This is a genomic window from Sphingobium sp. TomTYG74, assembly GCF_055393875.1.
Genome location: NZ_AP027341.1, coordinates 1,697,656 through 1,723,997, shown reverse-complemented (window position 1 = coordinate 1,723,997; position 26,342 = coordinate 1,697,656). Strand labels below are relative to the sequence as shown.

Below are 26,342 nucleotides of genomic sequence, written 5' to 3'. Positions count from 1 at the left end.
CGCTTATGTCAAAAAAGGATTGATATACAGTGATATAGCTGCGTCGCGTTCCGTGCGGATTAGTCGGCGGCGGCAGCTCTTTTGCCCATGAAAGGAGAAACCAGCGAAGCGGTAAATCTGCCACAGAAACAACAGGGGTCGCATCATGAAAAAATCATCGTTCTCCCGCCCGCTTTCGGGCGCTCTGTTCGCATGTCTTTTTGTGGTCTGTGTGAGCGCCTGGGCCATAACCTCAAACGCAGGCTTTCAGCGTTCCGATTATGAAGCGCCGCCACCGGCTCAAGCAGGTAGCAAACATGCTTCAGACGACGAGTTCAACACATTGGCATTCATGCGCGCTCCTATAGACAGCGCAATGGCGCAGCAACTTGCCAGCGCTGACACCAGCGCCGCAGCTTTCTCCTTATCGACCGATGCGGGGGATTTTGCTGGCTTCGACTTCGCCAATGGCACCCGATACCCGGAGCAGGCTATCGCATCGGTTGGCCCGGCCACCTATCAGCCAGGTGCTACCGTCGCCTATGTCCCTATCTCTCTTGACCGGCCGACGCCGAACACAGTCATCGCGCGGGTCATGACGGAGGATGGCACTGGCCTTGTGAGAGGCGTTGCTGGGGTCAACTACCAGGCCATCTATAAATCCGTCATCTTCCGTCCTGGCGATCCGCTCACCAAAACGGTCGAGGTGCCGATCATCCTGGGGATTCCGCAGGCTGATTTTATCGTCAGGTTTGTCGAGGCGCCGTGGGGAGGCAAAATGGGCACCGACCGGGCCTATGTGCAATGCGATTTTCTTAAGGAGGCCACACCCGCACAGACAGCAGGGCGAGAAGCGCGAACGTTCACGCCAAGCGGCACGCTCCAATGGCGGATGAGCAGGGAAACGCTGAAATGGTCGGACGCGGGACATGACAAGGCTTGGTCAACCAAGCTGCCAAACGGCCGCTCGCAGCCTGGCAATCAGGAAACCGGGATCTATCTCGATGGCTGGGTGTACCGTGACGCGGGGATCGAGGCGCCCCTGCGTTACACGGACGAAGGGCTTGTCATGCATAGCCAGAAGTTGAAACAGCCGCTGGAGTGGGATGGGGTTGCCTATGACTACGGCGCGGTTGTTCTGAGCGGTCACAACACCAAGCCGGTGCAGATCGGCCACGGTCAATATGAATTCACTGCCAAGATGCCCGACAGGCGCGGTTCATGGCCGGCATTCTGGCTCATCTCCACAGCCGGCTGGCCGCCAGAAATCGACATTTACGAGGGCTTCGGTTTTGAGAGTTGGTGGGATTTTGATCGATATACCGCCAATACTCTGCACGGCGGCGCCAATATCACACGGACCTTCCAGCAGGGCATATTCATGAACACTGACGAGGTTTATGGCATCGGGGGTTTTACGAAGGGGTTCCACAGTTTTGCCGTGGATATCCAGCCCGATTACATAACCTGGTTCATAGACGGCAAAGAGACCTATCAAGCGGTCAATCCCTTTGCCGGATTCCGCTGGTATCCAATCATGAATGTCGCGGTAAAAACCACTAGCGATTACACCGACGGCTCAGGTGACATGATCGTCAAGGACATTAAGATCTATTCCAATTGACGGGATCAAGCGCGGTCCTCGATCGGAAGGGTGGAACCACCGAACATCAGGGCGCCGCCAACTGCATGGGCGGCGCCGGGACGGATCGCCTATCGAAGTTCATCCTGAGCGGTCGTTCCGCAGTCGGCCAGCCGATGCCATTGAGTGCCTGCCAAACGACGTTGCCTTGCACGAGTTTTCAGAGAATCGGGCGTCGATGATTCTGAGTTTTGACGGAATTGTGACTCGAACGCGTGCCGAAAGTCGTCAAAACTGTCTGGGGGTAAGGGCGGGGGTGTCAGTCAACTTGACTTTTGAGAAAGTCGAGAAGACCAGCCATATCAAGGCGCTATTCGAGGATCGTAAGCGCACCAGCCCTCGAGATCTGCGAAAAAGCTGGGTCTTCACCGACCCCATAGAGGGCTATCTGAGAACTGAGCGCCTATCCGGAGCTGCAGTTCTGCCCATATTGCCACAGGAAGGTACCTCATTCCCCGCCGCCCCGGCTAAAAAGCGGGTCGTGCGTTCAGCGTCCAGATCTGGTCAAGTGCTGCGTGCGATACGATCCATTAAGGGCGCGACGCTGGCCATCCGTTTTCTAGCGTTGGAATTTTCGACAACAGCAGGGGCCGGATGGACAGGCTCGGCATCGACAGGATGTGCCGGTGATCATTATCTCCAGCCTCTAGGCGCATTCTGATGGCGGTCTCCTGAAACTACCATAATTATGGTAAGCGGCTCCGCGATACCCAAGCTAAGTCACGAGGCACGAGGATAGTTCTGCGATTACGGAACGAGATCATTTCTGGTTCATCTGCGGTCGATGCTCACTCAGGATGTCCACGGACGACAATAACATATCGAGAGGAACGCGAGATGTCTCTCCAGAGAAGCGGCGCTCTTTGTCTGCCAGAAATTTTGACGCATTCGTCGGCCTGGCTGAGAGACCTTGCTGCGTCGATCCCTCCCTGTTCCTTGCCCACTAAAGCCATGCCCGGTCATGTCCGGTCAGTCGGAATATTCGTCCAGACATCGCAACCCAAAGGAAAATGCCGAGCATGAATATGCTGGAAGCTAGCGTTGCCCAATTAGACCCCGTCGTCGCCCTTTTGGCATTGGTTCAGATAACCGGCGATCGGTCACTTCTGGATCAGCATGGACCTGCGCTTCGCCTGCGGCCGGGGGACAGGAACCAGACCATGTTTACCGGTGAGCGCCGGGGCGATGAAGGCGGCGCCGACGGTTACGAGGATGCGGCTGCCCAGGTGCGCGCCATGCTTGTCGCCGAAATGAAGGCGGGTGCCAAGCCACTGCTGCCGAACCTTGACCTTCCACTCTTCCGCAAAATGGCCGAATTTGCCGCCGGCCAACCGTTGCCCGACATATCCGTCGGCCCGGCTTATCAACATAGCGGTTTCACCACGGACACGCGTGTGCGTCGACCGCAAAAGGCGCCTCCGTCGGATTTCAAGGTGCTGGTCATCGGAGCGGGCATGATGGGCATCAACGCCGGGGTAAAGCTACAGCAGGCGGGATTCAACTTCACGATCCTTGAGAAGCATGGCGACGTCGGGGGCAACTGGCTGGAAACCCGTTATCCGGGCGCTGCCGTCGATACGCCCAGCCGCAGCTATTCCTACTCCTTCGACCCTAATCCCAACTGGACACGCTTCTACCCGACTGGGCCGGAGTTTCTGCACTATATCCAGGACATTACCGACAAATACCGCCTTCGTCCGCAAATCCAGTTCGACACTGCGGTGAGCGGCGCGCGATGGGATGAGGAGCGCAACCTGTGGGTGGTCGAAGCAAGGCAGGGGGAAAAGACGCAAAGTTACGAGGCCGACTTCGTTATCTGGGCGGTAGGGCCGAATAATGCCCCCAATTTCCCCGATGTGGAGAATCTGGACAAGTTCCGGGGTCCCGTCATGCATACCGCACAATGGGATGCGGACATCGACCTGGAAGGCAAGAAGGTGGTGCTGGTCGGCAGCGCCTGTAGCGGGGTTCAGGTGGCAACCGCTATCGCCGATCAGGTCGGCGACCTGACCATTGTCCAGAGGCAACCGGAATATATTGTGCCCAACCCGCTGGCTCATACCGGCGTTGATGCGCTGGAACGGTGGGCGCTGGAGAATATCCCGTTTGTGCACCAATGGCTGCGATTTCAGGCGGCGGCTCTGGCGTATCAGGATTTGCGCGGCCTCGCCGTGATCGACGAGGAATACCGCGCTCGCACCGGCGGTGCATCGCCGCTCAGCGACATGATCAAGCGTCAGGCGATGGACTATCTGGAAAGCCATTTCGGCGACGATCCCGCCATGAAGGCCGAATTGACGCCGAGCTACCCGCCTTTCGCCAAGCGCATCATCCATGATTGCGGGTTTTTCGACACGGTGAAGAAGCCGCACGTGAAACTGTTGTCGGGGGCAATGAAGAGCGCCGACGAGAATGCTGTCATACTGGCTGACGGGCGCAGGCTGGAATGCGACGCGATCCTGCTTGCCACCGGCTATAAGCTGATGTTCGGGCGTCAGTTCGACATCAGGGGACGAAGCGGCACCTTGCGGGACGCGTTTGATCCTTATCCCTTCTCCTATCTTGGCGTTCTGATCCCCGGCTTTCCGAACATGGTCTATCTGGGCGGTCCTTATAGCCATCTGGTTGCAAATCACGCGGTCGTCAGCGAGCAGCAGGTCCATTACACGATCGAGCTGCTGCAATGGATGGTGGATGAGCGCCTTGCCTCGATCGATGTGACGCGTGAGGCGGCCGACAGGTTCGTGGCAGAAGTCGATGCCGAGCTTAGCCAGACTGTATGGGCTAATAGTGGTAATGCGCACGGCTATTATCGGGATCAGGGCAAGAAGGTCGTGATCGGCATCGCGCGCCATAATTCGCATATCTGGCATGACACCCGCTCGCCGCGTGCGGAGGATTTCGAGATCAGGCGGAAGGCCGATGCGGGCGAAGATGAAGTGCGGACGCCCACCCGCTTGTCCATGTAATCAATTCCAACCCACATAGGCGCGGCAAACCGCCACAAGAGCGGACGCTGATAACATGAGAGAGAGGAGGGCAAATGCCGCTCGACCCATATTTTGCTAAGATGATAGCAGAAGCGCCGCCATATCCCCCGTTGCGCGACATTCCGATCGAGTTCCTGCGGAAATCTTTGCGCGAATCCGCCTCCTCCCGTCCCAGCGTGGAGGTCAGCCTTGCCGATGTCCGGGATCGAACCATTCCCGGTCCGGTAGGTCCGATACGTGTGCGGGTATACACGCCACTCGGGACGGGGCCTTTCCCCATCATCGTCTATTTCCATGGCGGCGGGTTTGTCGTCGGCGACCTGGATACGCAGGATGTCATCCCGCGCTCCCTCGCCGCAGGGGTGGGAAGCGTCGTGATGTCGGTCGATTACCGGCTGGCGCCTGAACATAAATTCCCGGCGGCGCCCGAAGATGCATGGGCTGCCGTACAGTGGGCGGCGGCTCATGCGGAAGAGTTGGGCGGCGATCCGTCCCGCTTGGCGGTTGCGGGGGACAGCGCGGGCGGTGTGCTGGCTTGCGTCATGGCGATCCTGGCGCGGGATGCCGGGGGGCCTCGTCTGACGGCGCAGGTCAACTGGTACGGGCCGGGCGACCATCCTTTGAGCGACAGCGAATCCACACGCGAATTCGGTGACGGGCCGGGTCTCAGGCTCTCCGACGTACATTATTTCTGGGACCTCTATCTCGAAAATGAGGCGCAATATGCCGATTTCCGCGCCAGTCCCGCGCGTGCCAGCAGCCTTGCAGACCTACCCCCTGCGTTCATCGCGACGGCGGAGTGTGACCCCGCTCGTGATGAGACCGAGGCCTATGGACATCTGCTCCGCGCGGCGGGCGTGGAGGCGGAAATCCATCGCTACGCAGGCATGACGCATGGCTTCATGGCCTATGTCGGCGCAGTCGAAGGCGCGCGGCAGTCGATGGACGACGCATGCGCTTTCCTGCGCCGTCGCTTCGGCAGCGAATCATAAGACCGCATCAACAAGGTGTTACCAATGACGGAAGAAGAACGTAAATTCAGCGGGGGCGTGGCGGTTATCACGGGCGCTGGCTCCGGCATCGGCATGGGCCTCGCCAAGCGCGCGGGGAAGGTCGGGATGACGGTCGTCGTCGCTGACCTTGTCGGTGAGCGGGCCGAGCAGGTTGCGCAGGAAATCCGTGCCGAAGGCGGCCTGGCCGAAGCGATGACTGTCGATGTGTCGCGGTATGAAGAGATAGACCGTCTGGCGGAAACGGTGTTCGCCCGCCATGGTTCGGTTCGCCTGCTGATCAACAATGCGGGCATCGAAACCATGGGTTGCTCCTGGGAGATTCCCGCTGAGCGGTGGGAAACCACGCTGAACGTCAACATCCACGGCGTGGTGCATGGGTGCAGGGCGTTCGTACCGAGGATGATCGCTAGCGGCGAGGAGTGTTGGATCGCCAATGTCGCGTCAGGCGCGGCTTTTGGGATGATGCCCGCCAACCTCGCCTATGTGATGTCCAAGCACGCGATCCAGTCCTTCAGCGAAGGCCTGTATCTGGAAATGGACTATATGAACGCGCCGATTCATGTTGCGAGCGTTCTGCCGGGCATGGTGAAGACGCGGATCTTCGACCGGGAGGCTGGCGCCGGCGAAAGCGAGGCGTCACATCCCTACAGGGACTCCATGCGGCTGCGGATGCAGGATTATGGCATGGAACTGCCGGAGGCGTGCGAGAAAATCCTCAGTCAAGTCGCCGCCAACGCATTCTGGGTCTCCACCCATCCCGACCTCCTCAAGCTCTTGATCGACACGCGGATCGAATTTCTGGGAAGCGGAAAGGCACCGGTGCTCAGCGATCAGGTCCGCCAGATGCTGCCTGAGCGATCCTGCGCTGCGTCGGCAGGTGAGTGAGTGCCGTTCGGACGAAGGGGGATTGGGATGAAAGAGCGATTGGGCGGCAAAGGGTTGATCGTGATTGGGTCCGGCACCGGCATAGGGGCGGCCACCGCGCGTCGACTGGCCGCTGAAGGTGCCCGCCTGTGTCTGGCCGACATCAATCTAGCCGCGGCGACGTCGGTGGCGGATCAGATCGCGGGCGAAGGAGGAGAGGCTTTCGCCACCTTCATCGACCTCGCCGACGAAGCGTCGGTCACCAAGGCGGTCGATGCCGCTGCTCAGCGTTTCGGCGGGCTGGACGGCGCGCATGTCAACGCGGCTGACATGCGCTGCATCATGCAGGACAGCGATGTGCTGACGGAAGAGTTGGCGGTATTCGACAGGACGTTGACGGTAAACCTGCGGGGGCATCTGCTCTGCACACGCGCCGTGCTGCCGCATCTGTTGGCTCGCGGCGGTGGCGCGATCGTTTACACCAGTTCGGCTGCTGCCGACATGGGGGATCCGCTTCGGCCGGCTTATGCAGCGTCCAAGGGCGGGCTGAACGCGTTGATGCGGCATGTCGCGTCGAAATGGGGGCGCGGTGGCGTGACGGCCAACTGCGTCGCGCCCGGATATGTGATTACGCCCGAAATGACGGAGAGTGGCGCAATGACGTCCGAACTGCTGTCCCAAATGGGCAGCCAGACGCCATCGCCGCGACTGGGTGACCCGGCCGATATAGCGGCGATGGTCGCCATGCTGTTGTCGGATGACGGGCGCTGGATGAATGGTCAGGTTTATCATGTGAACGGCGGCGCGCTGATGCGTTGATTTACCTCATTCGGGGTAAGCGTTTGCCGTCACGAGCTTTTAGCCATCGATACTGTAGCGGGGCCTCGATCGATGAAGTGGTCAGTGCGCGCTCCAATTTATCATTGATGACGACAGCGGCTGAACAAAAATTAGCAAGATAACAAAGGTTGGAAAATGGGCAGCATCTCAGATCTTGAGACAGTATTGAACGATCCATCGAATATGATGGACATTGGTACGGAACGGCTTTGGTCGATCGACTATGCCGAAGTCGAGGCATTTCAGCTTTCGACTATCGCCAGACGCTTTTCCGAACTGCGAAACCGGCTCGGCATCCTCAACAATCTCGCCGAAGATATCGGGATCACGGAAATCAGCGGCGTGGGCGACATAACCGCGCTCTGCTTCCCGCATACGACTTACAAATCCTACACCGAAAAATTCATCGAGAACAAGGAGTTCGGCAAGCTCACCAACTGGCTGTCGGCGTTCACGACGCATGATCTGAAATCGACGGACACCAGCGGCTGCCAGTCGATGGAGGAATGGATTTCGGTGCTGGAACGCGATACGCCGATCCGGCCGATGTGCTCTTCGGGCACGAGTGGGAAGATTTCCTTCTTCCCCAAAAGCACGGACGAACAGCTCTTTTCCCACTATGGCTATATGTTCGGCAACAGCGGTTTCCGAGACGAGGATGATTCCGGGCTTCAAACCGGCGAGGTTGATTTCTTCTGCCCCTGGCCGGTCGCCAGCGGTCATCATAACCTGCCGACAGCATTCCGCATCTTGCGCGACTTTCATTATGCGGGGCGTCCCGGCAAGCATGTTTACACAGTTGGCGATGGCCATTGGGACCTCGACATGCACTGGCTATCGGCGAAATTGCAGGCGGCGGCAAACCGGGGTGAGACCCTGCAGCTCGATGCAAAACAGGCGGATTTGCGTGAGCGCCTGCGCCAGGTTCGCGAGCGCGAGCTTCAAAACAAAGAGGCGGAGTGGGACGCGTTCCTGAACGAACTGGTGGTTGGTCATGCGGGCGAGAGGGTGTTCGTCATGGCGGCAGCGCCCCAGCTCTACTCCATCGCGCTGGAGGCAGAAAAGCGCGACCTGACCGTGACCCTGACCCCGGACAGCTACATTCAGGCGGGCGGCGGCTCGGGCCTGCGAGGGACAGCTTTCCCCGACGACTGGATGGACGTCGTCCGGCGCCGCATTCCTCACCGCATCAATGAGGTTTACGGCATGTCTGAGATCAATGCCGTTGCGCGCCTTTGCAGCCATGGCGAGTTCCACTTCCCGCCCTGGGTGTTCATGTCCGTTCTGGATCCCGATACGGGCGTCCCACTTGCGCGCGAGGCCGAAGTCACTGGGCGGCTGGCGCTGTTCGATCTTCTACCGCAGACTTATTGGGGCGGTTGCATTTCAGGTGACAGAGTGAAGGTGCAGTTCAGCGGCGAATGTGGCTGTGGACGCAAGGGTCCCCGGATGAGTCCTGAGATTGCGCGCTACAGCAGCCTGAAAGATGACGACAAGATCACCTGCGCGGTGTCCGCTGGCGCTTACGAGCGTGCGACGGACCTGACGTTGACCGCTTGAGCGCTCGGCAAGTGAGCAATTCCCAACTGGAAGCAGATATGTCCGATCCTATTGTGCCGCTCGTCATTCGTGGCAAAATCATAACCGACAATCTCAAGACCCATTCGACCCGGGGCGGAAAGTTCACTTTCCAGTCCCCGGATGTCACGAAATATATCGATCAGCTCGTCCTGTCCGATCCCTGGCAGCAGAATGATCTTTATCAAATCTCGCTGGATGAGATCATCGATTACTTCGTTGATCTGGGGAAGCATCTTGCGCTGGACAGTAATGTCCATGTGCAAAAGGCGCTTGAAATGAGCATCGGTACGTCCAGCTTCAGCGAAGAGATGCTCCGCTTCCAATATGGCCTGATCCCGATGCTGCTCAGCCGCGCCGCAATCGAGGAGCAGATTACCAACAGCATCGGCCGGGAATATCTGGAAGGATGGGTACCGGGCACCGCGGGTGGCCGTGATTATGCCATAAGGGCATTTGGTGCGCGGGCCGTTCACGTCATTGCGGGCAATGGATGGGTTATCGCTCTGCAGACTCTGCTTGTAAACGCCTTCACGCGCAGCGACGCCATCATCAAGATACCGTCCAACGACCTCTATTTCTGTCTTGCCGTCGTTCAGACCATGATCGAAATGGCGCCGGACCACCCCGTGACGAAGCATGTCAGCGTCGCCTACTGGAAGGGCGGGGACGAGAATGTGGAAAGGGCACTGTACCGGCCGATCAACCTTGAGAAGATCGTGGCGTGGGGTGGCTTTTCCTCCATGGAAAGCATTCGCAACTATCTCGGCCCCGGCCTCGACCTCGTGGCACTCGATCCCAAGAGCAGCGCGTCGATCATCGGGCGGGCGGCTTTCGACTCCGAAGCGTCCATGATGCACGCCGCTGAAATGGCAGCTCGCGATATCGGCTATCTGAACCAGGCCGGATGCATCAATGCCCGCACCCTCTACCTCGAATCCGGTACGGACGCTGACGGGATCAAGCGCGCCAATGATTTCGGTCGCGCGGTCTTCGACGCGATGCAGAAACTGCCTTCGCATCTCAGCAGCGCCCACCCGGCTTTCGACACAACCCTCCGCGAAGAGATAGAAGGTGTTCGCCATTCTGGCATATTCCGTGTCTTCGGCGGGCGATCGTCCGAAGGCGGGATCATCGTTTCGCAATATCCCGATGGCGTGGATTTTGCCGACAGGCTGGATTGCCGCGTGGCGAACATAATTCCGGTCGATGAAGTCGATGAGGCCGTCAACCGGCTTACCATCCACACGCAGACCATCGGCATCTATCCCGATGCGCTGAAGAGCGAGATCCGCGACAAATGCGCGCTTCGGGGAGGCCAGCGGCTCACCTCTCTTGGGACAGCGACGTTGGGCGGCTTTGGCGGCCCGCAGGACGGCATCGAACCTGTCCGGCGCATGGTCCGCTGGATACGCGATGACACGGCAATCGCCGACGCGCCCGCTGGCCATTTCGGCGCTGCCGCCTGAGTTCCGACAATATTTGATGAGGACGACTGAAAATGTCTCAACAATCAGACAATAAGGCGATCGTGGCGCGATTCTGGAGCGCCTTTTCGGACTGCCGCTTCGACGAGGCGCTCGACCTTCTGGATGATGACGCGTCATGGTGGGTCGCCGGTGATCTGCCCGGCGTTTCCGGCACCTACACCAAGGACCAATGCGGTCCGATGTTCGCCGGAATCGCTGCGGGCACTAAAGCCGGGGTGCGGGTCACGCCTGGGGTGATGACTGCGGAGGATGACCGCGTGGCCATGGAAGCGACGTCGCAGGCGGTGACGATCGACGGCATCGATTATGCCAATACTTATCATATGCTCCATGTCGTTCGCGACGGGAAGATATTGAAGGTGCGCGAGTATATGGATCCAAGCCGAATTTCGCTGGCCTTCGCTTCTTCGGTCAAGGATCAATAGCCATAGACGGCGAAGGCGCTCGCAAAGTCGTTCCCAAGCGCCGGGATCATGAATGAGTTTGGCAGCGCTGACCTGAAGATGCGCGTCATGGAGAGGATAATCGATTTGGCAGACTCATCGGCGAGGATAGCGGGACCGCAGTTGGCGGCTGGCGGACTGGAATCTGCCAAGGATCGAAAGACCGGTGCGACTTCCGGCGTCGCCGCCGGGGCGGTAGGCGGCTCCTTCGGCCTGATATTGGCAGTGTTTGCCGAAAGCATGCTTTCGCCTGCGGGCATGCATTTCGTTGCCCCATCCCTGCCGCTGATGCAGGCGGAATTCGCCGGTGTGGCGCAAGCCGATATTCTCGTGCCAATGGTCGTCACGCTGCCTGGCTTGATGATCGCCATGTGCGCGCCATTCATGGGCGCGCTTGGCGACCGTATCGGCGTCCGCCCGCTTCTGATCTGGTCGATGGTCGCTTATATGATCATCGGAATACTGCCTTACTGGCTGGAATCGCTCTATGCGATCATTGGCGTGCGTTTCCTGTTCGGCATTGCGGAATCCGCCTTGGCCGTTTGTGGGACGCCATTGATCGCTGCCGGATTCCTGGCGGGCCGCAGGCGTGCCATGATAAGTGGCCGGGTAGCCTTCATCGGTTTGTCGTCGATGTTTTTGGCGATGTGCGGCGGCTGGGCGGCCCAGTCCGGCTGGCGTACGGCCTATCTCCTCTACCTGTTTGCAGCTGTACCGTTGATGCTGGTGCTGTTCTTCGTCCCGCGTTCCCTGACCATCGTGGAATCATCGGCGGCGGGTAAGCAGCCTCGGCAGCTATGGGCGATCTATGGGCTGAACTTCGTCTATGGCACCGGGATCGCCGCTCTCTTCGTCTATTCCGCATTCCTCCTCAAGGAACTCGGAATCCACACACCCAGGCTGGCAGGCACTTTGTCAGGGGCGGCAGCGTTCACGACCGTTGCTGCCTCGCTGCTATTCCCGTTCATATCCCGGCGCGTAAGTGGGCGCGCGCTGATGATCTTGTCCTTCCTGCTCATGGCAGCGGGGTGCGCGATACTGTCCGGGGCGGATGACGCGGCTTTGGTGGGTGCGGGTCTTGTCCTGACGGCCACGGGCATGGGCCTGTTCATTCCCACTTCGACCGACATGCTGCTGCATTATTGTCTGCCCCAGTATCGAGGCCGCGCTACCGGGATCGCGATGATGGCTCTCTATCTGGGCAATTTCGTGGTGCCCTTCAGCATGACGGCGCTGACACGGTCGGGATCTTCGATCGGCCAAGGCTATGTGCTGCTGAGCGTTGTCTATGTAATTACGGCGCTGGTTGCCATGTGGCTGGCAAAAGCGGTGTTCGCCATTCCCGGCGGCAGTGGTGATCGCCCGGCCGCGCACTGATAGTCACCAAGCATAGCTTGGCGGAACAAAAGGAATTCAGAATGGATCGTCTCAAAGGCAAAGTAGCCATCGTGACTGGAGCCGGACGGATCGGCAATATCGGCCTGGCGATCTGCGAGGCTTTCCTGCGCGAAGGTGGCAAAGCGGTCATCGGCACTGATCTGCGCGCTGACGAAAGCGAAGCCATATCAGCGCGGATCAGCGATCTGAAGGCTCCGGGCCGGTTCAAACTGGTGGCGCATGACGTCACCAACCCGGGCCAGTGGGAGAGACTGGTGTCGGACGTCGTCGCCGAGTTCGGCGGGCTGGACATTTTGGTGAACAATGCCGGGATTTCCATCCATGGTGGCATCAAGAACAGCAGTCTTGAGGATGTGCGCAAAGTGATGGCCGTCAACCATGACGCCCTCTTTCTGGGCATGAAATATTGCGCGCCCGCGCTGGAAGGCTCGATCGAGCGGTTTGAGGGCGGCGGTTCGATCATCAACAATTGCTCTATGGCGAGCTACAAAACGAGCAGCCACAATATCGGCTATCATGTGTCGAAGGCGGCCGCCCGCATGCTCACCATGTGTGGGGCAGAGGAATTCGGCGCGCAACGGATACGCGTCAATTCAGTCCATCCGGGCCTGACGGTGACGCCGCTGGTCCGCGAAGGGCTTCAGGAATATACGCAGAGCGGCATGTTCTCATCCGTGGACAGCGCGATCGAGGAGATTGCCGGGCGGAACCCGCTGAAGATCGCGGGGCAGCCGGAGGATGCGGCGCACCTCTTCGTCTACCTCGCATCGGATGAGGCGCGCTTTGTAACGGGCGCAGGTTTTTGCCACGACGGCGGCTTGGGCATTCAATATTGAGGTAGCTGCGTCGGCCCACTCAGGGGCTTCCCGCTCCTGAGAAATCAAGTGTGACTTTCTCGATGCAGCCTTCACCTTCACTCCCTGCGGCCGAGCCTTCGAAATCAGGCACAGTACAAATATAGAGCGTTGATCGGCCCGAGCCGCCGAAAGTGCAGGCAAGGGCTCGCCTGCCTGGCCGCATGGGTACGCGGTGGGTCGCCCGTCCTTCCTGGTCGATGCGGAGCACGCCCGGCCCGCTGCTTACCATGCCAGCGTTGAACGAGACGGGCGCTGCCGTCCACACGGCGCCTGAATCATCAAGGCAGATACCATCCGGGATCGCGCCATCGGGCAGGGTCGCAAAAACATGCTGGTCCGAAAGCGTACCCGACGTCATGTCGATGGTGAAGGCGGACACCCGCATCGCCGAGCTTTCCGCAACATAGAGTGTCTTGCCATCCGCGCTGACCGCCACGCCGTTCGGTCCCATCATCTGCTGCGCCGCGATCGTGGACTTGCCATCGACATCCACCATCAGCAGGTCGGTCGCCTCGGGCATGCCTTGCTGCTCGCTGGCCCAGACGTCGCGGCCCGGCTGGCTCACATAGGCTCGGCCCTTCGCCGTGATCATGTCGTTCAGAACGAAGCGGCAAAGTCCGCTCAAGTCCGCATGCCCGACCGCGCCATCAGGATCGATCCGAACGATCCTGCGACCCTTTGACAGGACGGCGATCAGACCGCCATCTTCAAGGAAACCGAGCCCGCCGACGAAATCGTTCGCCGTTTCGAAAAGGATTTCAGGGGGGGTGCTGTCTTTCAACCGGTATATGCGGCCTTGGCGAATATCTGAAAAATAGAGCGATCCTTCAAACCATCGTGGGCATTCCGGTAGGTGCAAGCCTCCAAGAACGGTCTCAGGATATTGCGTCGTGATCAATCACACCTCCCTGTAGAAATGCCGTTCTGAACGACGGTCTTAAAGATTGCTGCAGCAGTGAAGTGCAATGTGCGAGATCGCCATCAAGCAGCGGCAGCGCGGGTCGAGAATCGCTTGAGCAAGACCGCAATGCATGATCTAGTTCAAACAGCGGCCCCATGAGGTCGGCGAAGAATAAAAAGATCAGGAGCGGATTGTCAATGAATGTGGTTGATAGGATCGGTGTTTCCACGGCGGGCGATGTCGGCCGGGACAACCGGCTGGTCTCGTCAATCTACCGCTCGGCACAATCTTCGACGCCCTGGTATGATGTGCTGGACGCATTGTGCGAACATTATGACCTTGCGAAGGCCGTTTCGATCTTTTCCAGAAAGGGTCAGGATAGACATTGCATGACCGTGGATGCCCGCTGCGGAACGCGTGAGGCATTCAAGCCAGACCCTGATGGAGGAGCCGATCAGCTGAAAGGGTTGGCGCAGGGCGAAGCTGCCTTCTGCCATGTTCAGGATTCGGAACAAACCGCAGGATCGTCCGCGCCAATGAACTTGCTCGGCATCGACTTTTTCATTGGCGAGGTTCTGGCGAAGCTGAGGCTCTACCGGGCAGGCGGAAGCCATTTTCTGCCCTCAGAGGCCGTGCAACTGCAGGCTTTGGCTTTCCATATTGCCGAAGCGATGAAGGTGGCCCAGCATGTTTGCCGCCTTCAGCATAACCTGTCCTTCCACGACATGGCGCTTAACCGCGTCAATGTCGGCCTCATCATAGTGGCGAGTGATGACCAGGTGGTATGGCTGAACCAACGCGCGCGGAGGATGCTGGCGGAGGGGGATGGTGTCCGCCTGATCAATAATCAGCTGCGCTGCTGCTGGCAGGCGGATACGACCAGATTGTGGGCGGCTGTGAAATCCGCGCGCGAAGATCCTGAAACGACTTACGCCGCCAGTTTGTCCCGTCCCCATGGTGAACACGACATGTCGGTCATGATAATCGCCAATCCTCAGCATGATGGACGCAATGACGGCGACCCGCCTGAAGTGGGAATATTCCTTCGGGACACCGCACAGCGCGCCACCATGGATCCCAAAGTGCTCAAGAAACTGTTCGATTTTACGCACACTGAGATACGCCTCGCCATTAGTCTGAGCGAGGGAAGCAGCCTTGAAGATGCTGCGGTGGATTTGGGCATAAAGCTCGCCACGGTACGCGTGCACTTGCGTTCGATGTTCGGCAAGGTGGGCGTGCATCGCCAGTCTGAACTGATCCGCCGTATTCTTGTCTGATATGTTTGAGCTTTGATTTCAAGGTTCCGCGTGGGGCATCATCCTCCATGCCTGGATGGGCGAGGGATGCGATTTCCTCTTCATCGCAAGGTTCCCCGCATTTTACCTAAAATAGGGTAAGCGGCCGCATTCCTTATTTTCTAAGACAATCCGACCTGGCTTGGGGTGTTCTTCTTCATATCACAAGATGCCGGCTTCGTGTCGGCGGTAAGCCTCTGCAAGCAACGCCATGCTCATTGCGTACAATAAGACTAATTAGAATATAGAGGGGATAGGTCCTTGAAGCATCTTCTTCAAATCCGCCATTTCATGATGGCAGGCAGCGTCCTGGCCATGACCACACCCGCGTTGGCGCAGGAGAGTGGCCCGCAGCAGGAAGTCGGGCTCAACGACATTGTCGTCACTGCACAGCGGCGCGAAGAGAGCCTGCAGAGCGTGCCGGTTGCAGTGACGGCGTTCGGCACCGAACAGCTTGAGCAGTTGCGTATCACCAACGCGCGAAGGCTCGACGCTCTGGCGCCGGGCCTGCAGGTCACGACCCGCGGCCAGCAGTCGAGCGTCACAGTCGCGATCCGGGGCATTACGTCGGGCGTCGCGAATAATTCTGTCGATCCCAAGGTCGGCATCTATGTCGACGGCGTTTATGTCGGGCGGTCCGTCGGTTCGCTTTTCGACCTGGCCGATATTCAACGCGTAGAGGTGCTTCGCGGTCCACAGGGAACCTTGTTCGGTCGCAACGCCACCAGCGGCGCCCTCAACATCACCACGGCTGATCCAAAGGGCGAATGGGGCGTGAATGCCAACCTGTCCTACGGCAATTACAACGCATTCCGGGGTAAGGTCACCCTCGATCTTCCGTCATTCGGACCTTTCTCTGCCAGACTTTCCTATCTGCACGATCAGATTGACGGCGATGTCGAAAATCTTCTCGCAGGGCGGACGATCGATCTGAGATTGCGCGAGCCGAGTTTCGGGGTCTTCCGCTACGGCAAAGATCTCGGCATGACGAACGTCGATGGTGTACAGGCCAGCGTTAAGGGCGACTTTGGCGACTTGGTCGCGACCTATCGCTTCGACTATACCGACAGCCAGTCTTTGGGCCGCGCGATCCAGACTTTTGGCGTGATACCGGATTCGACAGGAGCCTTGCTGTCAGGGATTATCGCGTTCCAGCCTCTATTTGGAGGCATCACTAATATTTCGTCGCGCCGCCTTGATGCAGTGGCCAATGCCAGCAGCAAGGAGCATGTCATAACCCAAGGGCACAGCCTTACCTTGGCGCTTCAGGCGACAGACAATTTTTCTGTGAAGAGCATTTCCGCATATCGTGAGCTGGAACAGAAACCCTATATCTACGACCTTGGCGGAACCGGCGGCAACCGCTTCACCCTTGCGCAACTTAGTGCGCTGCTGGGGCGCAACGTCGCGGGCGTGCTGGACCCGGCTAATGCGCCCGGCCCCAATGACAGCTTCTTCTCTCTGCTCACTGCCCGTACTACGCAGCAGAAGCAGTTCAGCCAGGAACTGCAGTTTCAGCTAACTACCGACTTGTTCGATCTCACGGCAGGCCTATTTTATTTCCATGAAAAGTCACCGGCGAAGGACGTGTTGGGAACCTTTCAGCCGGTTGAGGATGGCGTCGTCATTCCGCTTCCCGGACTGGACGGCCCGTTCGGCAATGGCTTGACCAGCACCGTTGCCGTCAACGACTCCATGGCAGGCTATGGCCAGCTGACATGGCACATAACCCCTACCTTCGATCTGACCGGCGGCCTGCGTTATACCATCGACGACCGCGAACTCGACATCAAGGCGATCACCGGCGGGCAGGGCGGCAGTCTGGGCGTTGGGCGGTATAAGGCCTCTTTTGAGAAGCTGAACTACACCGCGATTGCAAACTGGCGCCCATCTAGCAGGCTTACTGCCTATGGCAAGGTCGCCACAGGATATGTCTCTGGCGGCATATTGAGCGGCATTCCGTACGAACCTGAAACGCTGCAATCATTCGAAGTCGGACTGAAGACGATTCTTTTCGACAACAAGATGCGGGCGAACATCGCAGCCTTCCATAATAAATACCGTGGCTTGCAGGTGCAGCAGTTCGTCAATGGACGGCAGCGGTTCGACAATGCAGGAAAGGCAACGATCAAGGGCATTGAGGTCGAGACCGAAATCGCACCGTTCCCCGGCCTCACCCTAAGTGGGAATGCGAGCTATACCGATTTCGACTATCAGGAGTTCATCATAAATGGCGTGGACATCGCGGATGAATCTCGACCGGTGTTCTTTTCAAAATGGACTGCCAGAGGATCTGTGAACTATTCCGCGCCGGAGTTCGCAAATGGCAGCTATATCAATGCCCGTGTCGACGCGACATATAAGAGCAAGCATTATTTCTTGCAGCGCCCGATCCGCGAGGCTGCAACCGGTGCGATCTCAACTCTTGAACAATATGACGGCGTGCCCGCCCGGACGGTAGTGGACGCCAGGCTGGGATTGATGGATGTCCCAGTCGGAGGGGGCAAGGTGAGCTTGTCGGCATTTGGCCAGAACATCTTCAACAAGCGCTTCAATCCCTATGGCGTCTCCGTGCTTCAGTTGGTCACAGCCTATGATCGGGGGCGGACCTATGGTGTAGAACTCGGAGCAAAATTCTAAGACGGGGGATGTGATACGCTTTGGTGACTTTTTGAGGAAGGCAGGTTCACTGGGGCGATGAATAGGACAATGTGTTCCGGTTATAATTTTGACCAACTAACACATTTTTCGAGATCGGAAGGCTTCAACCGCGATGGAGAGGATTTTCACTTATCGGGTACCTCATTTGACTGTTCATATTATATGGATAGCAAATTCGGCGCCAGACTGTGGAGAGGCATCCGTCTGCTCATATCTCGTAAGGAGTGGTGCACCGTCCGCTGCACCTCCTCTAACCACTTATCTCGCGTACTATGGGTGTAGACCATGAGCGGCCGTCTCGGCGAAATGGCGGACTACACCGAGCGAAGGATCGAAATCTCCCAGTGATTTGAGTGCCCATCTTTGTCGTCTGTGGGGCACCATCGCCTTGGCTTTATGGGCCGGGATCCCCCACTGAAAGCGCTTTGAGATGGGTCCGCCGTGGGTTCCCTGTGGGAGGCACTCTGGGCTTATGATTCGGCAGATTCAAGGGAACGGGCGTCAATCCGAATGCCCTAACACTGCGCGAGAAATTCGTTTGTGGATCAAAAAAGCAATGCGAACCCGCCGATGACCATACCTGAGATGGCCGCAAAACTTACCACCAGATCGACCATGCCAGAACCCATGAGGTGACCGAAGCCCCGATAGGTCTCAACACCATATTGGTCTGTGCGGGCGAAACTCCGCTTGTTTCGCCATACAATGGCCGCGATTGATAGGCCTATCAATAGCCGTGGCTTGAAATTGCCGCCCATGGGATGGAACAGCGTCGGTGGAATTAAGAAGACATAGAAAAGTACGACAATAGCCGCCCCTATGCCGAACATCGGTGTGGTCCATAGCGCGGGACTAGGGTTTTGGGCAGTCGCTGCCGCTACAGCATCGCTGGCCACTGTCTGACTTTTCGGCCCGATCGGATAGACATCGATCGCACGACCCTCAACTATCTGGAAATCGACACGTTCGCTCGCCGAGGGGGCAAGGGAGCCGCGCCAATCTGTAGGGTCAAAGCGATAGCGGGTGCCGTCCTCGCCGGAGATTGCACCACCGTAAGCATCGCTGAAGCCGAGGATTTCACCCTTCACGCTGTACCCCGCTTAATCTCCTCAGTCCCTCGTCATCTCCAGAGCAGCAGATTTCCCGCGTTGGACTAGCAACTGGAATGGCGCGCGACTTACTCCTAATTCCGTTGTCTTGCACATGGTAAGTAATTTGCTGATTCGCGCAAGCAGGACAAAGGTATTATCCCCAAGGCGTTAAGCACCGGCATACGTCAACCGAGTAATACGTTTACCTATGCGTCCGCAAGATTGAAGGGATGGCCGTTAATTCAAGCCACACCATTTCTTGTATTTTTTGCCTGATCCGCAGGGCAGGGATCATTCCGACCTACCTTTCCGCCTTTCGCTGCCAAAGGCCGATTCTGATCATTTTCCAGCCGCCATTCATGCAGCATCTGAACCCAAATGGGGATCAGGTCTGGTGCTTCCCGGTCCCAGCGGTCCTCTTCTCCCTCGGTCAACTCATGTCGACCATCTGCGAATGCTGCAAGCTCGGTGATTCCGGCAATCGCTGCCTTTGGCCCTTCATCATCGTTTGCGCGTATGCGCTTCCAGCCGCGAGGGGCGAGTTCCATGGCCTTTGAGAAGCCTTCAACCGCTCAAAATCCGCCATCTTATATAGAACAGGCGAATACAGACGCCTACCTGACAACACCGCCGCCTATCAAGGCAGCGCTGCCGCACGCAAACGGAACGCTGCGCCGCCGCCATCCTTGCGACGGAGGCGAAGCTGCAATAAGTGTTGGATACGGAACATGACGTGCCGGGCACTCGCCCCCTCAGCCGAGCCGAGGGAGAAGCAGGAGGCCGGTCGTTTGCCCTGCGAGGAGAGCCCATGAGCACAACGGAACGTCTGTCGTTCGCAAGCCATGTTGCGGCTGATCATATCCAGGCGCTGCTGGAAAAGGCCCACAGCCTCGACATCGACACTACCGCTCTTCTCCGTCAGTGCAAATTATCCTTCGACCTTGCCCATCTCAAGGACGCCAGCGTTTCAGGCCTGCCCCTTCACCAGTTCGTCAAACTTCGGCAGATCTGCATCGTGGCGATCCGCGCCAAACTCGTATCCCCCCAGCGCCCGGCTATGCAGCTCCACGAATTTCAGCTTATGTGCCACGCCGTCATCAGCAGCACGGTCCTGAACGAAGCCATTGAACGGATCCTCACCTTCAGCACAATGGCCGCAGACCGTTTCGGCTCGGCGGGACTGAGCGTGGAAGGCGACGAAGCCTGTTTCCAAATCGGGCTGGGGCCGCTCGAACAATGCTGGGAAGAATTTTTTTCGGTCAACGCGCTGATGCTGTTCAGCGGGCTGTTCGGCTGGCTGATCGGCGAACCGCTCCGCTGCACCTATATGGTGCGTCATCACGCCACCCGCGAGAGCGATGCGCTGTCCAGCACGTTCAACATCAGGCCCCGCCATGATGCCTCTGCTAACGCCATCCTGTTCCCCGCTTGCCAACTCAAACTGCCGATCGTCCGCTCCAATGTGCAACTCCATGACTTCCTGAAGGGCTTTCCGGACAACCTGATCGTCACGGAAAGCGTGGAGGCGGATCTGGGGGAACGGATCGCGGCCATCTATCGCTCTGCCCTGCATCGTGGCCAGCATGTTCCCACAACCGGCGAGCTGGCGCGCGCCCTGGGCGTGAGCGAGGCGACCTTGCGGCGCCGACTGGTGCACGAGAACGGCGCCTTTCAAGATATCAAGGACCAGGTGCGCACGGAGATCGCGCAAGAATTCCTGGCGACCGGCCAAGCGAGCATCGATCGCATTGCCTATCAACTCGACTATTCCTCCAGCCGCGCCTTTGCGCGTGCCTTCCAGCGCTGCACCGGCCTGTCTCCGACCATGTTCCGCAAGCGCGCCACTAGCGGTAAGACCACCCCGGCGGCACAGACCCGCTGACCCAGCGCCCTAGAGCGCGCTGCGTTTAATCGGACGCAGGTCGCGCGCTCTAGTTTTCTGTTATCGCATCCTTTTAAGCGCAAAACCGGTTCCCACTTTTGCGCACGATGCTCTAGCCGAGCAGCACCCCATAGGCCCGCGCCCGGTCCTCGATCTGGAGCGCGCGCGCGGCGGCATTGATGCGCGGCGTGCCATCCGGCAGATGTTCGGCCAGCGTGTCCAGTTTGACGCGAAACACTTCCAGGGCCGGAGGGGGTCTATTTCCCCAATCCGGGCCGAGACCGACCCAGCGGACCAGCACCGCGCCTTCGTGAAGTCCGTCGGGATTAACCCAATTATGAACTCCCGGATCGCCATGGCTGAGGACGAAGACGAAACGCCCGTCGGGGTTGGACTTCGCCATTGTAGTGCCAAGCGAAACCGGGCGGCGGACAGATTCGCCGACGCCGCCCCAGAAATTGCTGACCGTCACCGAGGCAAAGGCCGCGACTCCTCTTTCGACGATGAAGACCAGCGCCTCGTCGTCAGCGATGAGGAAACGGCCGGCCGAGTAGGCTTGACCCACGGGAAATGCAGCCTCTGTATGCACCTTGGGTGTTACAAATTCATTGGCGGGCTTCCCCGCCAGATTGCGAGCAGCGGCGATCATGTCATCGGCCTGCTTGCGCAGATGCGCCTCAACGCCTTGCGCCATCGCATCCAACCCGAGTTCCGGCCGCGAAGGCGGAGGTCCAAAACGGCGGACACCCAGCTGCACCGGACGCTGGCGCCAGGCATCGGCGATGATGTCGCGCACCAGCAGTTGATAGCCGCCGCCTGCCGAGGATAGGTGATTGGCTCTGCCGTCGGCTGGCAGTGCGTCGATATGGAGGGTGAAACTGCCATCCGACCGGACCTCAAGTTCGTGCAGTGAGATGTTCTTAAGGTAGACCTCCCCCCTGGTCAGCAGCGAAATTTCCAGGGCGATGGGGCCGTCCGCTCCGTCCGGGAAGCGCCCGCTCACCTCATAGCGCGACTCCTCGTCGATGATCATGAACCGGTAAATATAGTCGGGATTGGGATGGCCGAAACGGGTCGACGCAACGCTCGTTCCGTCCAGTTCGTGCGCCGAGCGCCCAAAGGCGTGTATGCGCGGATAGAGCGGATCATGATTGGCTGCGGTCACCAGCCCGCACTGAACCGCGCGCGCATACTCCGCGTCGAACCGCGCCAGCTGCTCGGGACTGGTGGCGACGGCGTTGCGCCAATAGTCGCCGATGCGCTCGCAGATAGCGCGCACGTCCGCCCGCGCCGCCAATGCCAGCGTACGCCGCTCGATCTCAATCTGATCTTCGGTCGCCAAAGGTGATGCCGCGATTTCTACCATCTTGCGCATTCCTGTGCTTGAAAGTCGCCCTGTTCTGACAGGAAGCGGCGCGCAGTGCAGGCGAGAAACGACTGTGGAGCCTTTTATCCCTTAGTTCGACGCCTTTTGTCCTTCCGTGGCGCTGGACGCTGGGCGCTACGCCGATACCTTTACTTCAAAAGGGCGGCTGTCGCCCGCGACCTGGAGAGACACTGATGGCATTGAAAGAAGATGAGGGTCTTCTCAAACGTCGGGCCGCCTGGCAGCTGCCGCCGCGCCCGCAATGGGCAAGCGATCTCAACGCTCTGGGTAGCAAGCTGGACATTGGCGGCATCGTCCCCCTCGACGAAAATTCGCTGGTCGATGCGGCGCGTCGCAACACCGGCCTCGATGATTTCGAGGAAGATGGCTGGCGGGAACATTTCCGTCTGCTGCTGAAGTCAATCGACGAAGATGCCGCGCTGAATTTCGTCGGCCGCATCCTGACCCGGTCCGACATATTGGGCTATCTCGAGGCGCGGCTGCGCGTCGTCGACGCCTATAAGCGGCATCCCGAAATCGATCAGGAAGTGGTCAAGGAGCCTGTCTTCATTCTGGGTTTCGGCCGCTCGGGCACCACCATCCTGCACGAGACGTTGTCGCAGGATCCGCAGTTCCGGTCGGTTCAGCGCTGGGAAGCCCTCTTCCCTGACGGGCGTCCCAACGCGGACCAGGCGGAGATCAATCACTGGATCGCCAAGGCGCAGGACCGGGTCGATTTCGTCCATGCGCTTAGCCCTGAATGGAAGAGCATGCATGCCTGGGGCGGCGACCTGCCGGTAGAGGATATCGAGTTCACCTATCTCGCCTTCTTCTCCGAAGTCTGGGCGACGGCAATGAACGTCCAAAGCTACGAAAGCTATTTTAACAGCCAGGATCCGGCCTACCATTTCCACTGGCACACGAAGGTGCTGAAGCTTTTGCAGTGGGGGCATCCCAAGCAACATTGGCTGCTCAAGAATCCGACGCATATGCCGCGCATCCCGCAGTTGCTGAAGGCCTATCCGGACGCCAAGATCATCCTGCCGCACCGCGACCCTATCGCCTCGTCCGATTCGGTCACCAACGTCGGCGGGACCATCTTCTCCTGGCGAACCGATGACATCTACGGCAGCAATTCCACAGGCCGCGAATGGGCGGCGCTCGATGGCCGGATCAAGATGTGGGACGACGTCATCAACTGGATCGAAGACGGCACGTTGCGCGAAGGCAATTATGCCAATTCCGTCTACACCCAGTTCATGGAGGCGCCGGAAGATGCCATTCGAGAGATCTATTCGTCGCTTCGTCTGGAACTGACACCTGAGGCAACGGATCGCATGCTAACATTCCTGAAAAGCCGTCACGGCCAATCACATGGCAATAGTTCCAAATATAAGAAGTCGCAAACCGATGACCCAGTCATCCAAGCCGAGCGCGCCAATTATGCACGCTATCAAAGCTACTTCAATGTTCCCAACGAAATATGATATTACAACTATTATGACAGACGGCAAAGCCGCGCGGAGGAATATAAGGAGGGGAGAATAAGATGAGAAGACTCAAGTTACTCGCGTCAGGTGTTGCGCTGGCGGCACTCGTTCCGCAGACCGTGTATGCCCAGGCGCCCGCCGCGCCCAGGGACGACAGTTCCGGGCGGAACGACAAAGTCGCTGACATCATCGTGACCGCGCAGAAGCGGGAACAGAATCTGCAGGATGTTCCGATCGCCGTGTCAGCGATCGGCACCGAGCAGATACAGAACAACCGTATAGAGACAGTCAACGACATTTCATCCTTCGCGCCGAACGTCATTGCCCTTCCGCAAATCGGCGGCAACCAGATCGCTAGCTTCTCGATCCGCGGCGTCCTGGCATCCAACACCGCTCCGGAATCGGACAATCCGGTCTCCATCTATGTCGATGGGGTGTATCTCGGTCGCGCGGTCGGCGCCCAGTTCGACTTCGCCGACATAGAACGGATCGAGGTGCTGCGCGGGCCGCAAGGCACCCTGTTCGGCCGCAACTCGACGGGCGGCGCGATCAGCGTCCTTACTTCAAACCCTACCGGCAAGCTGGGCGGCTATATCCAGGGTTCGCTCGGCAATTACGACCTGCGTCGGTTCAAGGTCCGGCTCGACACGCCCGAATGGAACGGCTTCAGCGCCCAGTTCAACTTCTATAAGAAGAAGCGGGACGGCGATGTGCGCAACCTAGGCGCCGGCACGACTTGGGACTTCACAGACGCGACCAACGGGCGGCGCACAGTTTATCGAGCCGCCGATACACTTGGCGCGGAGGACACCACGGCCTTTCGAGCCGCGCTGCGCTACAATCCCAATAGCGACATCGACATCAGCTACAAATATGATCGCACGCTCAACAAGGGCTCGCCGGGTGCCACCGCCTCCATCTTGCCTCCCGCACAGAGCCAGGGCACGGTCAATTTCCTCAATGGGCTGTTCGGGCGGGGCACCGTCAGCGGCGATTTCACCGAGTACGACAAACGACCGAAGGCGGTGAACAACTGGTTCACCTCCAACTCGCACCAACTCGTGCAGGGCCATACGCTGACGGCCACCTTTGCCCTGTCGGACACGGTCACGGTCAAGAACATCGCAGCGCTGCGCAAGCAGAAGGGCAATTCGATCAACCAACTGGACGGCCTTGGCGGCCTGATCGACGACGACACAGGCGATCCGCTGTTGGCCGTGACCCTCGCCAGCGAGACTGACTTCAAGCAAGTCACCGAAGAACTACAACTCAACGTTTCGACTAACTCGCTTGAGATGGTAGGAGGACTATTCTACTTTAACGAAAAGCTGGTCAGTGGCGGTCCTGGCATTCCCCAGGTATTCTTCTTCCAGACTGTTCCAAACTTCGTGATCTCGGCGCCATCGGTACCGGACAACCGCTTCCAGTCGACTTCCTATGCGGTGTTTGCCCAGGCCACGCTCCACCTCACCGACAAGCTTGACGTCACTCTGGGTGGACGTGAGACTTTTGATCGCAAGGTCGCGGTCTATAACAACGGCCCGATTCTGGGCAATTTCCATTATCGAAAGCAGCGGTTCAACTATCTGGCCAACGTGACCTATCGTCCTAATGCGGACGTGATGGTCTATGCATCGACGTCAACCGGCTATCTCTCGGGCGGCACAAGCAACGGCACGCCATTCTCGCCGGAAGAAGTGACAAATTACGAAATCGGCGCTAAGATGGATCTTCTCGATCGGCGTCTTCGCGTAAACGCCGCAGCTTTTTATCTAGACTATCGCGGACTGCAGTTCACAGTATTCCCGTCTGGTTCTGCAATTATTCTTAATGCTGGCAAGTCACGTACTTGGGGTGCGGAAGTCGAAGCGACCGTTATTCCTTTTGACGGATTGACACTGACCGGCAATTTTGGCTACACTAACTTTAAGTACTTGGAGTTGGACCCGTCCGTAGGCGACCCCCGCACCTTCCTTGAGGCCTATCGTCCGAAATGGACTGCCTCGCTGGCAGCGACCTACACCCTCCCAACAATGAGCAACGGTGCCGCCCTTTCATTCGGGGCAGATACGCAGGCAGCGGCGAAACAGTTTACCGCCGTCGACCCGGCCTTCAGGGACCAGGCGCAGGCGCCCGAACGCTGGCTGGTCAATGCCCGCGCCACGCTGACCGATCTGCCGATCGGTAGCCTGAAGGCAACAGTCCAGGCCTGGGGCAAGAACCTGACCAACAACCGATCGATCACCTTCAGCGGCAATGTGGGACCGACGCTGGCGAGCTATTTCCTACCGGCACGCACCTATGGCGTGGACTTGACGTTGAAGTTCTGACGTCCTTGAACAAGGGCTGGAGAGAGCGCGGCTTTCTCCAGCCACTATTGGGGGGGAGAGCCGACTCGGCCCAAAAGGCCGGGTCGGCTTACGTTCGAGCGAATGTAGGCGGGTCGGGGCGGAAATTATACCAATCTGCATTGATCACGACCCACGTGCCCATTTGCGACGTCCGATCGTCATGATGGGCGTGACACCCCTGAATACGCCCCCAACGTTCAGGGCTGGCAAC

General features: G+C 58.6%; 19 protein-coding genes. 15 read left to right on the top strand and 4 right to left on the bottom strand.

The window, feature by feature from the left end; translation table 11 throughout:
- The first annotated feature begins 145 nt into the window (after positions 1-145).
- From ACZ5TB_RS08630 to ACZ5TB_RS08585, 10 genes are all read left to right on the top strand, one after another.
- On the top strand, positions 146-1,603 hold the full coding sequence (locus tag ACZ5TB_RS08630) for a family 16 glycosylhydrolase (protein ID WP_464790915.1): 1,458 nt from the start codon (positions 146-148) through the stop codon (positions 1,601-1,603).
- A gap of 1,037 nt (positions 1,604-2,640) precedes the next feature.
- Positions 2,641-4,590 (top strand): flavin-containing monooxygenase, encoded by a 1,950-nt coding sequence (locus tag ACZ5TB_RS08625; RefSeq protein WP_464790914.1) that lies wholly within the window; start codon positions 2,641-2,643, stop codon positions 4,588-4,590.
- Between the two features lie 74 nt (positions 4,591-4,664).
- Positions 4,665-5,603: an alpha/beta hydrolase gene (locus ACZ5TB_RS08620; RefSeq protein ID WP_464790913.1), complete on the top strand. Its 939-nt coding sequence runs from the start codon at positions 4,665-4,667 to the stop codon at positions 5,601-5,603.
- A gap of 24 nt (positions 5,604-5,627) precedes the next feature.
- Positions 5,628-6,509 carry an SDR family NAD(P)-dependent oxidoreductase gene (locus ACZ5TB_RS08615; protein WP_464790912.1) on the top strand — a complete coding sequence of 294 codons (882 nt, stop codon included), beginning with the start codon at positions 5,628-5,630 and terminating at the stop codon, positions 6,507-6,509.
- A gap of 27 nt (positions 6,510-6,536) precedes the next feature.
- Complete coding sequence (locus ACZ5TB_RS08610) at positions 6,537-7,307, top strand: SDR family NAD(P)-dependent oxidoreductase (RefSeq protein ID WP_464790911.1); 771 nt, start codon at positions 6,537-6,539, stop codon at positions 7,305-7,307.
- Between the two features lie 204 nt (positions 7,308-7,511).
- Entirely contained in the window at positions 7,512-8,888 is a 1,377-nt protein-coding gene (locus tag ACZ5TB_RS08605) for a hypothetical protein (protein WP_464790910.1), read from the top strand.
- Positions 8,889-8,926: 38 nt separating this feature from the next.
- Entirely contained in the window at positions 8,927-10,375 is a 1,449-nt protein-coding gene (locus ACZ5TB_RS08600) for an acyl-CoA reductase (RefSeq protein WP_464790909.1), read from the top strand.
- Positions 10,376-10,407: 32 nt separating this feature from the next.
- Positions 10,408-10,821: a nuclear transport factor 2 family protein gene (locus ACZ5TB_RS08595; RefSeq protein ID WP_464790908.1), complete on the top strand. Its 414-nt coding sequence runs from the start codon at positions 10,408-10,410 to the stop codon at positions 10,819-10,821.
- A 48-nt stretch (positions 10,822-10,869) separates the two neighbouring features.
- On the top strand, positions 10,870-12,216 hold the full coding sequence (locus tag ACZ5TB_RS08590; RefSeq protein WP_464790907.1) for an MFS transporter: 1,347 nt from the start codon (positions 10,870-10,872) through the stop codon (positions 12,214-12,216).
- Between the two features lie 41 nt (positions 12,217-12,257).
- The gene (locus ACZ5TB_RS08585; protein WP_464790906.1) at positions 12,258-13,073 is read left to right on the top strand and encodes an SDR family NAD(P)-dependent oxidoreductase; all 816 of its coding nucleotides are present in this window, start codon (positions 12,258-12,260) and stop codon (positions 13,071-13,073) included.
- A 19-nt stretch (positions 13,074-13,092) separates the two neighbouring features.
- Here the strand turns inward: ACZ5TB_RS08585 and ACZ5TB_RS08580 are convergent, their stop codons facing one another.
- The gene (locus ACZ5TB_RS08580) at positions 13,093-13,953 is read right to left on the bottom strand and encodes an SMP-30/gluconolactonase/LRE family protein (RefSeq protein WP_464792518.1); all 861 of its coding nucleotides are present in this window, start codon (positions 13,951-13,953) and stop codon (positions 13,093-13,095) included.
- A gap of 578 nt (positions 13,954-14,531) precedes the next feature.
- Between ACZ5TB_RS08580 and ACZ5TB_RS08575 the strand changes: the two genes are divergently transcribed.
- Together ACZ5TB_RS08575 and ACZ5TB_RS08570 are read left to right on the top strand one after the other, a co-directional pair.
- Positions 14,532-15,272 (top strand): helix-turn-helix transcriptional regulator, encoded by a 741-nt coding sequence (locus ACZ5TB_RS08575; RefSeq protein WP_464790905.1) that lies wholly within the window; start codon positions 14,532-14,534, stop codon positions 15,270-15,272.
- Between the two features lie 279 nt (positions 15,273-15,551).
- Positions 15,552-17,930, top strand: coding sequence for a TonB-dependent receptor (locus tag ACZ5TB_RS08570; protein ID WP_464790904.1), 2,379 nt, complete (start codon positions 15,552-15,554; stop codon positions 17,928-17,930).
- Positions 17,931-18,496: 566 nt separating this feature from the next.
- Here the strand turns inward: ACZ5TB_RS08570 and ACZ5TB_RS08565 are convergent.
- The gene (locus ACZ5TB_RS08565; RefSeq protein WP_464790903.1) at positions 18,497-19,039 is read right to left on the bottom strand and encodes a hypothetical protein; all 543 of its coding nucleotides are present in this window, start codon (positions 19,037-19,039) and stop codon (positions 18,497-18,499) included.
- Between the two features lie 245 nt (positions 19,040-19,284).
- On the bottom strand, positions 19,285-19,590 hold the full coding sequence (locus ACZ5TB_RS08560) for a hypothetical protein (protein ID WP_464790902.1): 306 nt from the start codon (positions 19,588-19,590) through the stop codon (positions 19,285-19,287).
- A gap of 260 nt (positions 19,591-19,850) precedes the next feature.
- Here ACZ5TB_RS08560 and ACZ5TB_RS08555 point away from each other — a divergent pair, with 260 nt between their 5' ends.
- A complete protein-coding gene (locus ACZ5TB_RS08555; protein WP_464790901.1) occupies positions 19,851-20,924 on the top strand; it encodes a helix-turn-helix domain-containing protein in 1,074 nt (357 codons plus the stop codon).
- A 112-nt stretch (positions 20,925-21,036) separates the two neighbouring features.
- Here the strand turns inward: ACZ5TB_RS08555 and ACZ5TB_RS08550 are convergent, their stop codons facing one another.
- On the bottom strand, positions 21,037-22,290 hold the full coding sequence (locus ACZ5TB_RS08550) for a hypothetical protein (RefSeq protein ID WP_464790900.1): 1,254 nt from the start codon (positions 22,288-22,290) through the stop codon (positions 21,037-21,039).
- Positions 22,291-22,484: 194 nt separating this feature from the next.
- Between ACZ5TB_RS08550 and ACZ5TB_RS08545 the strand changes: the two genes are divergently transcribed.
- Complete coding sequence (locus tag ACZ5TB_RS08545) at positions 22,485-23,777, top strand: sulfotransferase family protein (RefSeq protein WP_464790899.1); 1,293 nt, start codon at positions 22,485-22,487, stop codon at positions 23,775-23,777.
- 62 nt (positions 23,778-23,839) lie between these two features.
- Positions 23,840-26,110: a TonB-dependent receptor gene (locus ACZ5TB_RS08540; protein WP_464790898.1), complete on the top strand. Its 2,271-nt coding sequence runs from the start codon at positions 23,840-23,842 to the stop codon at positions 26,108-26,110.
- Positions 26,111-26,342 lie beyond the last annotated feature (232 nt).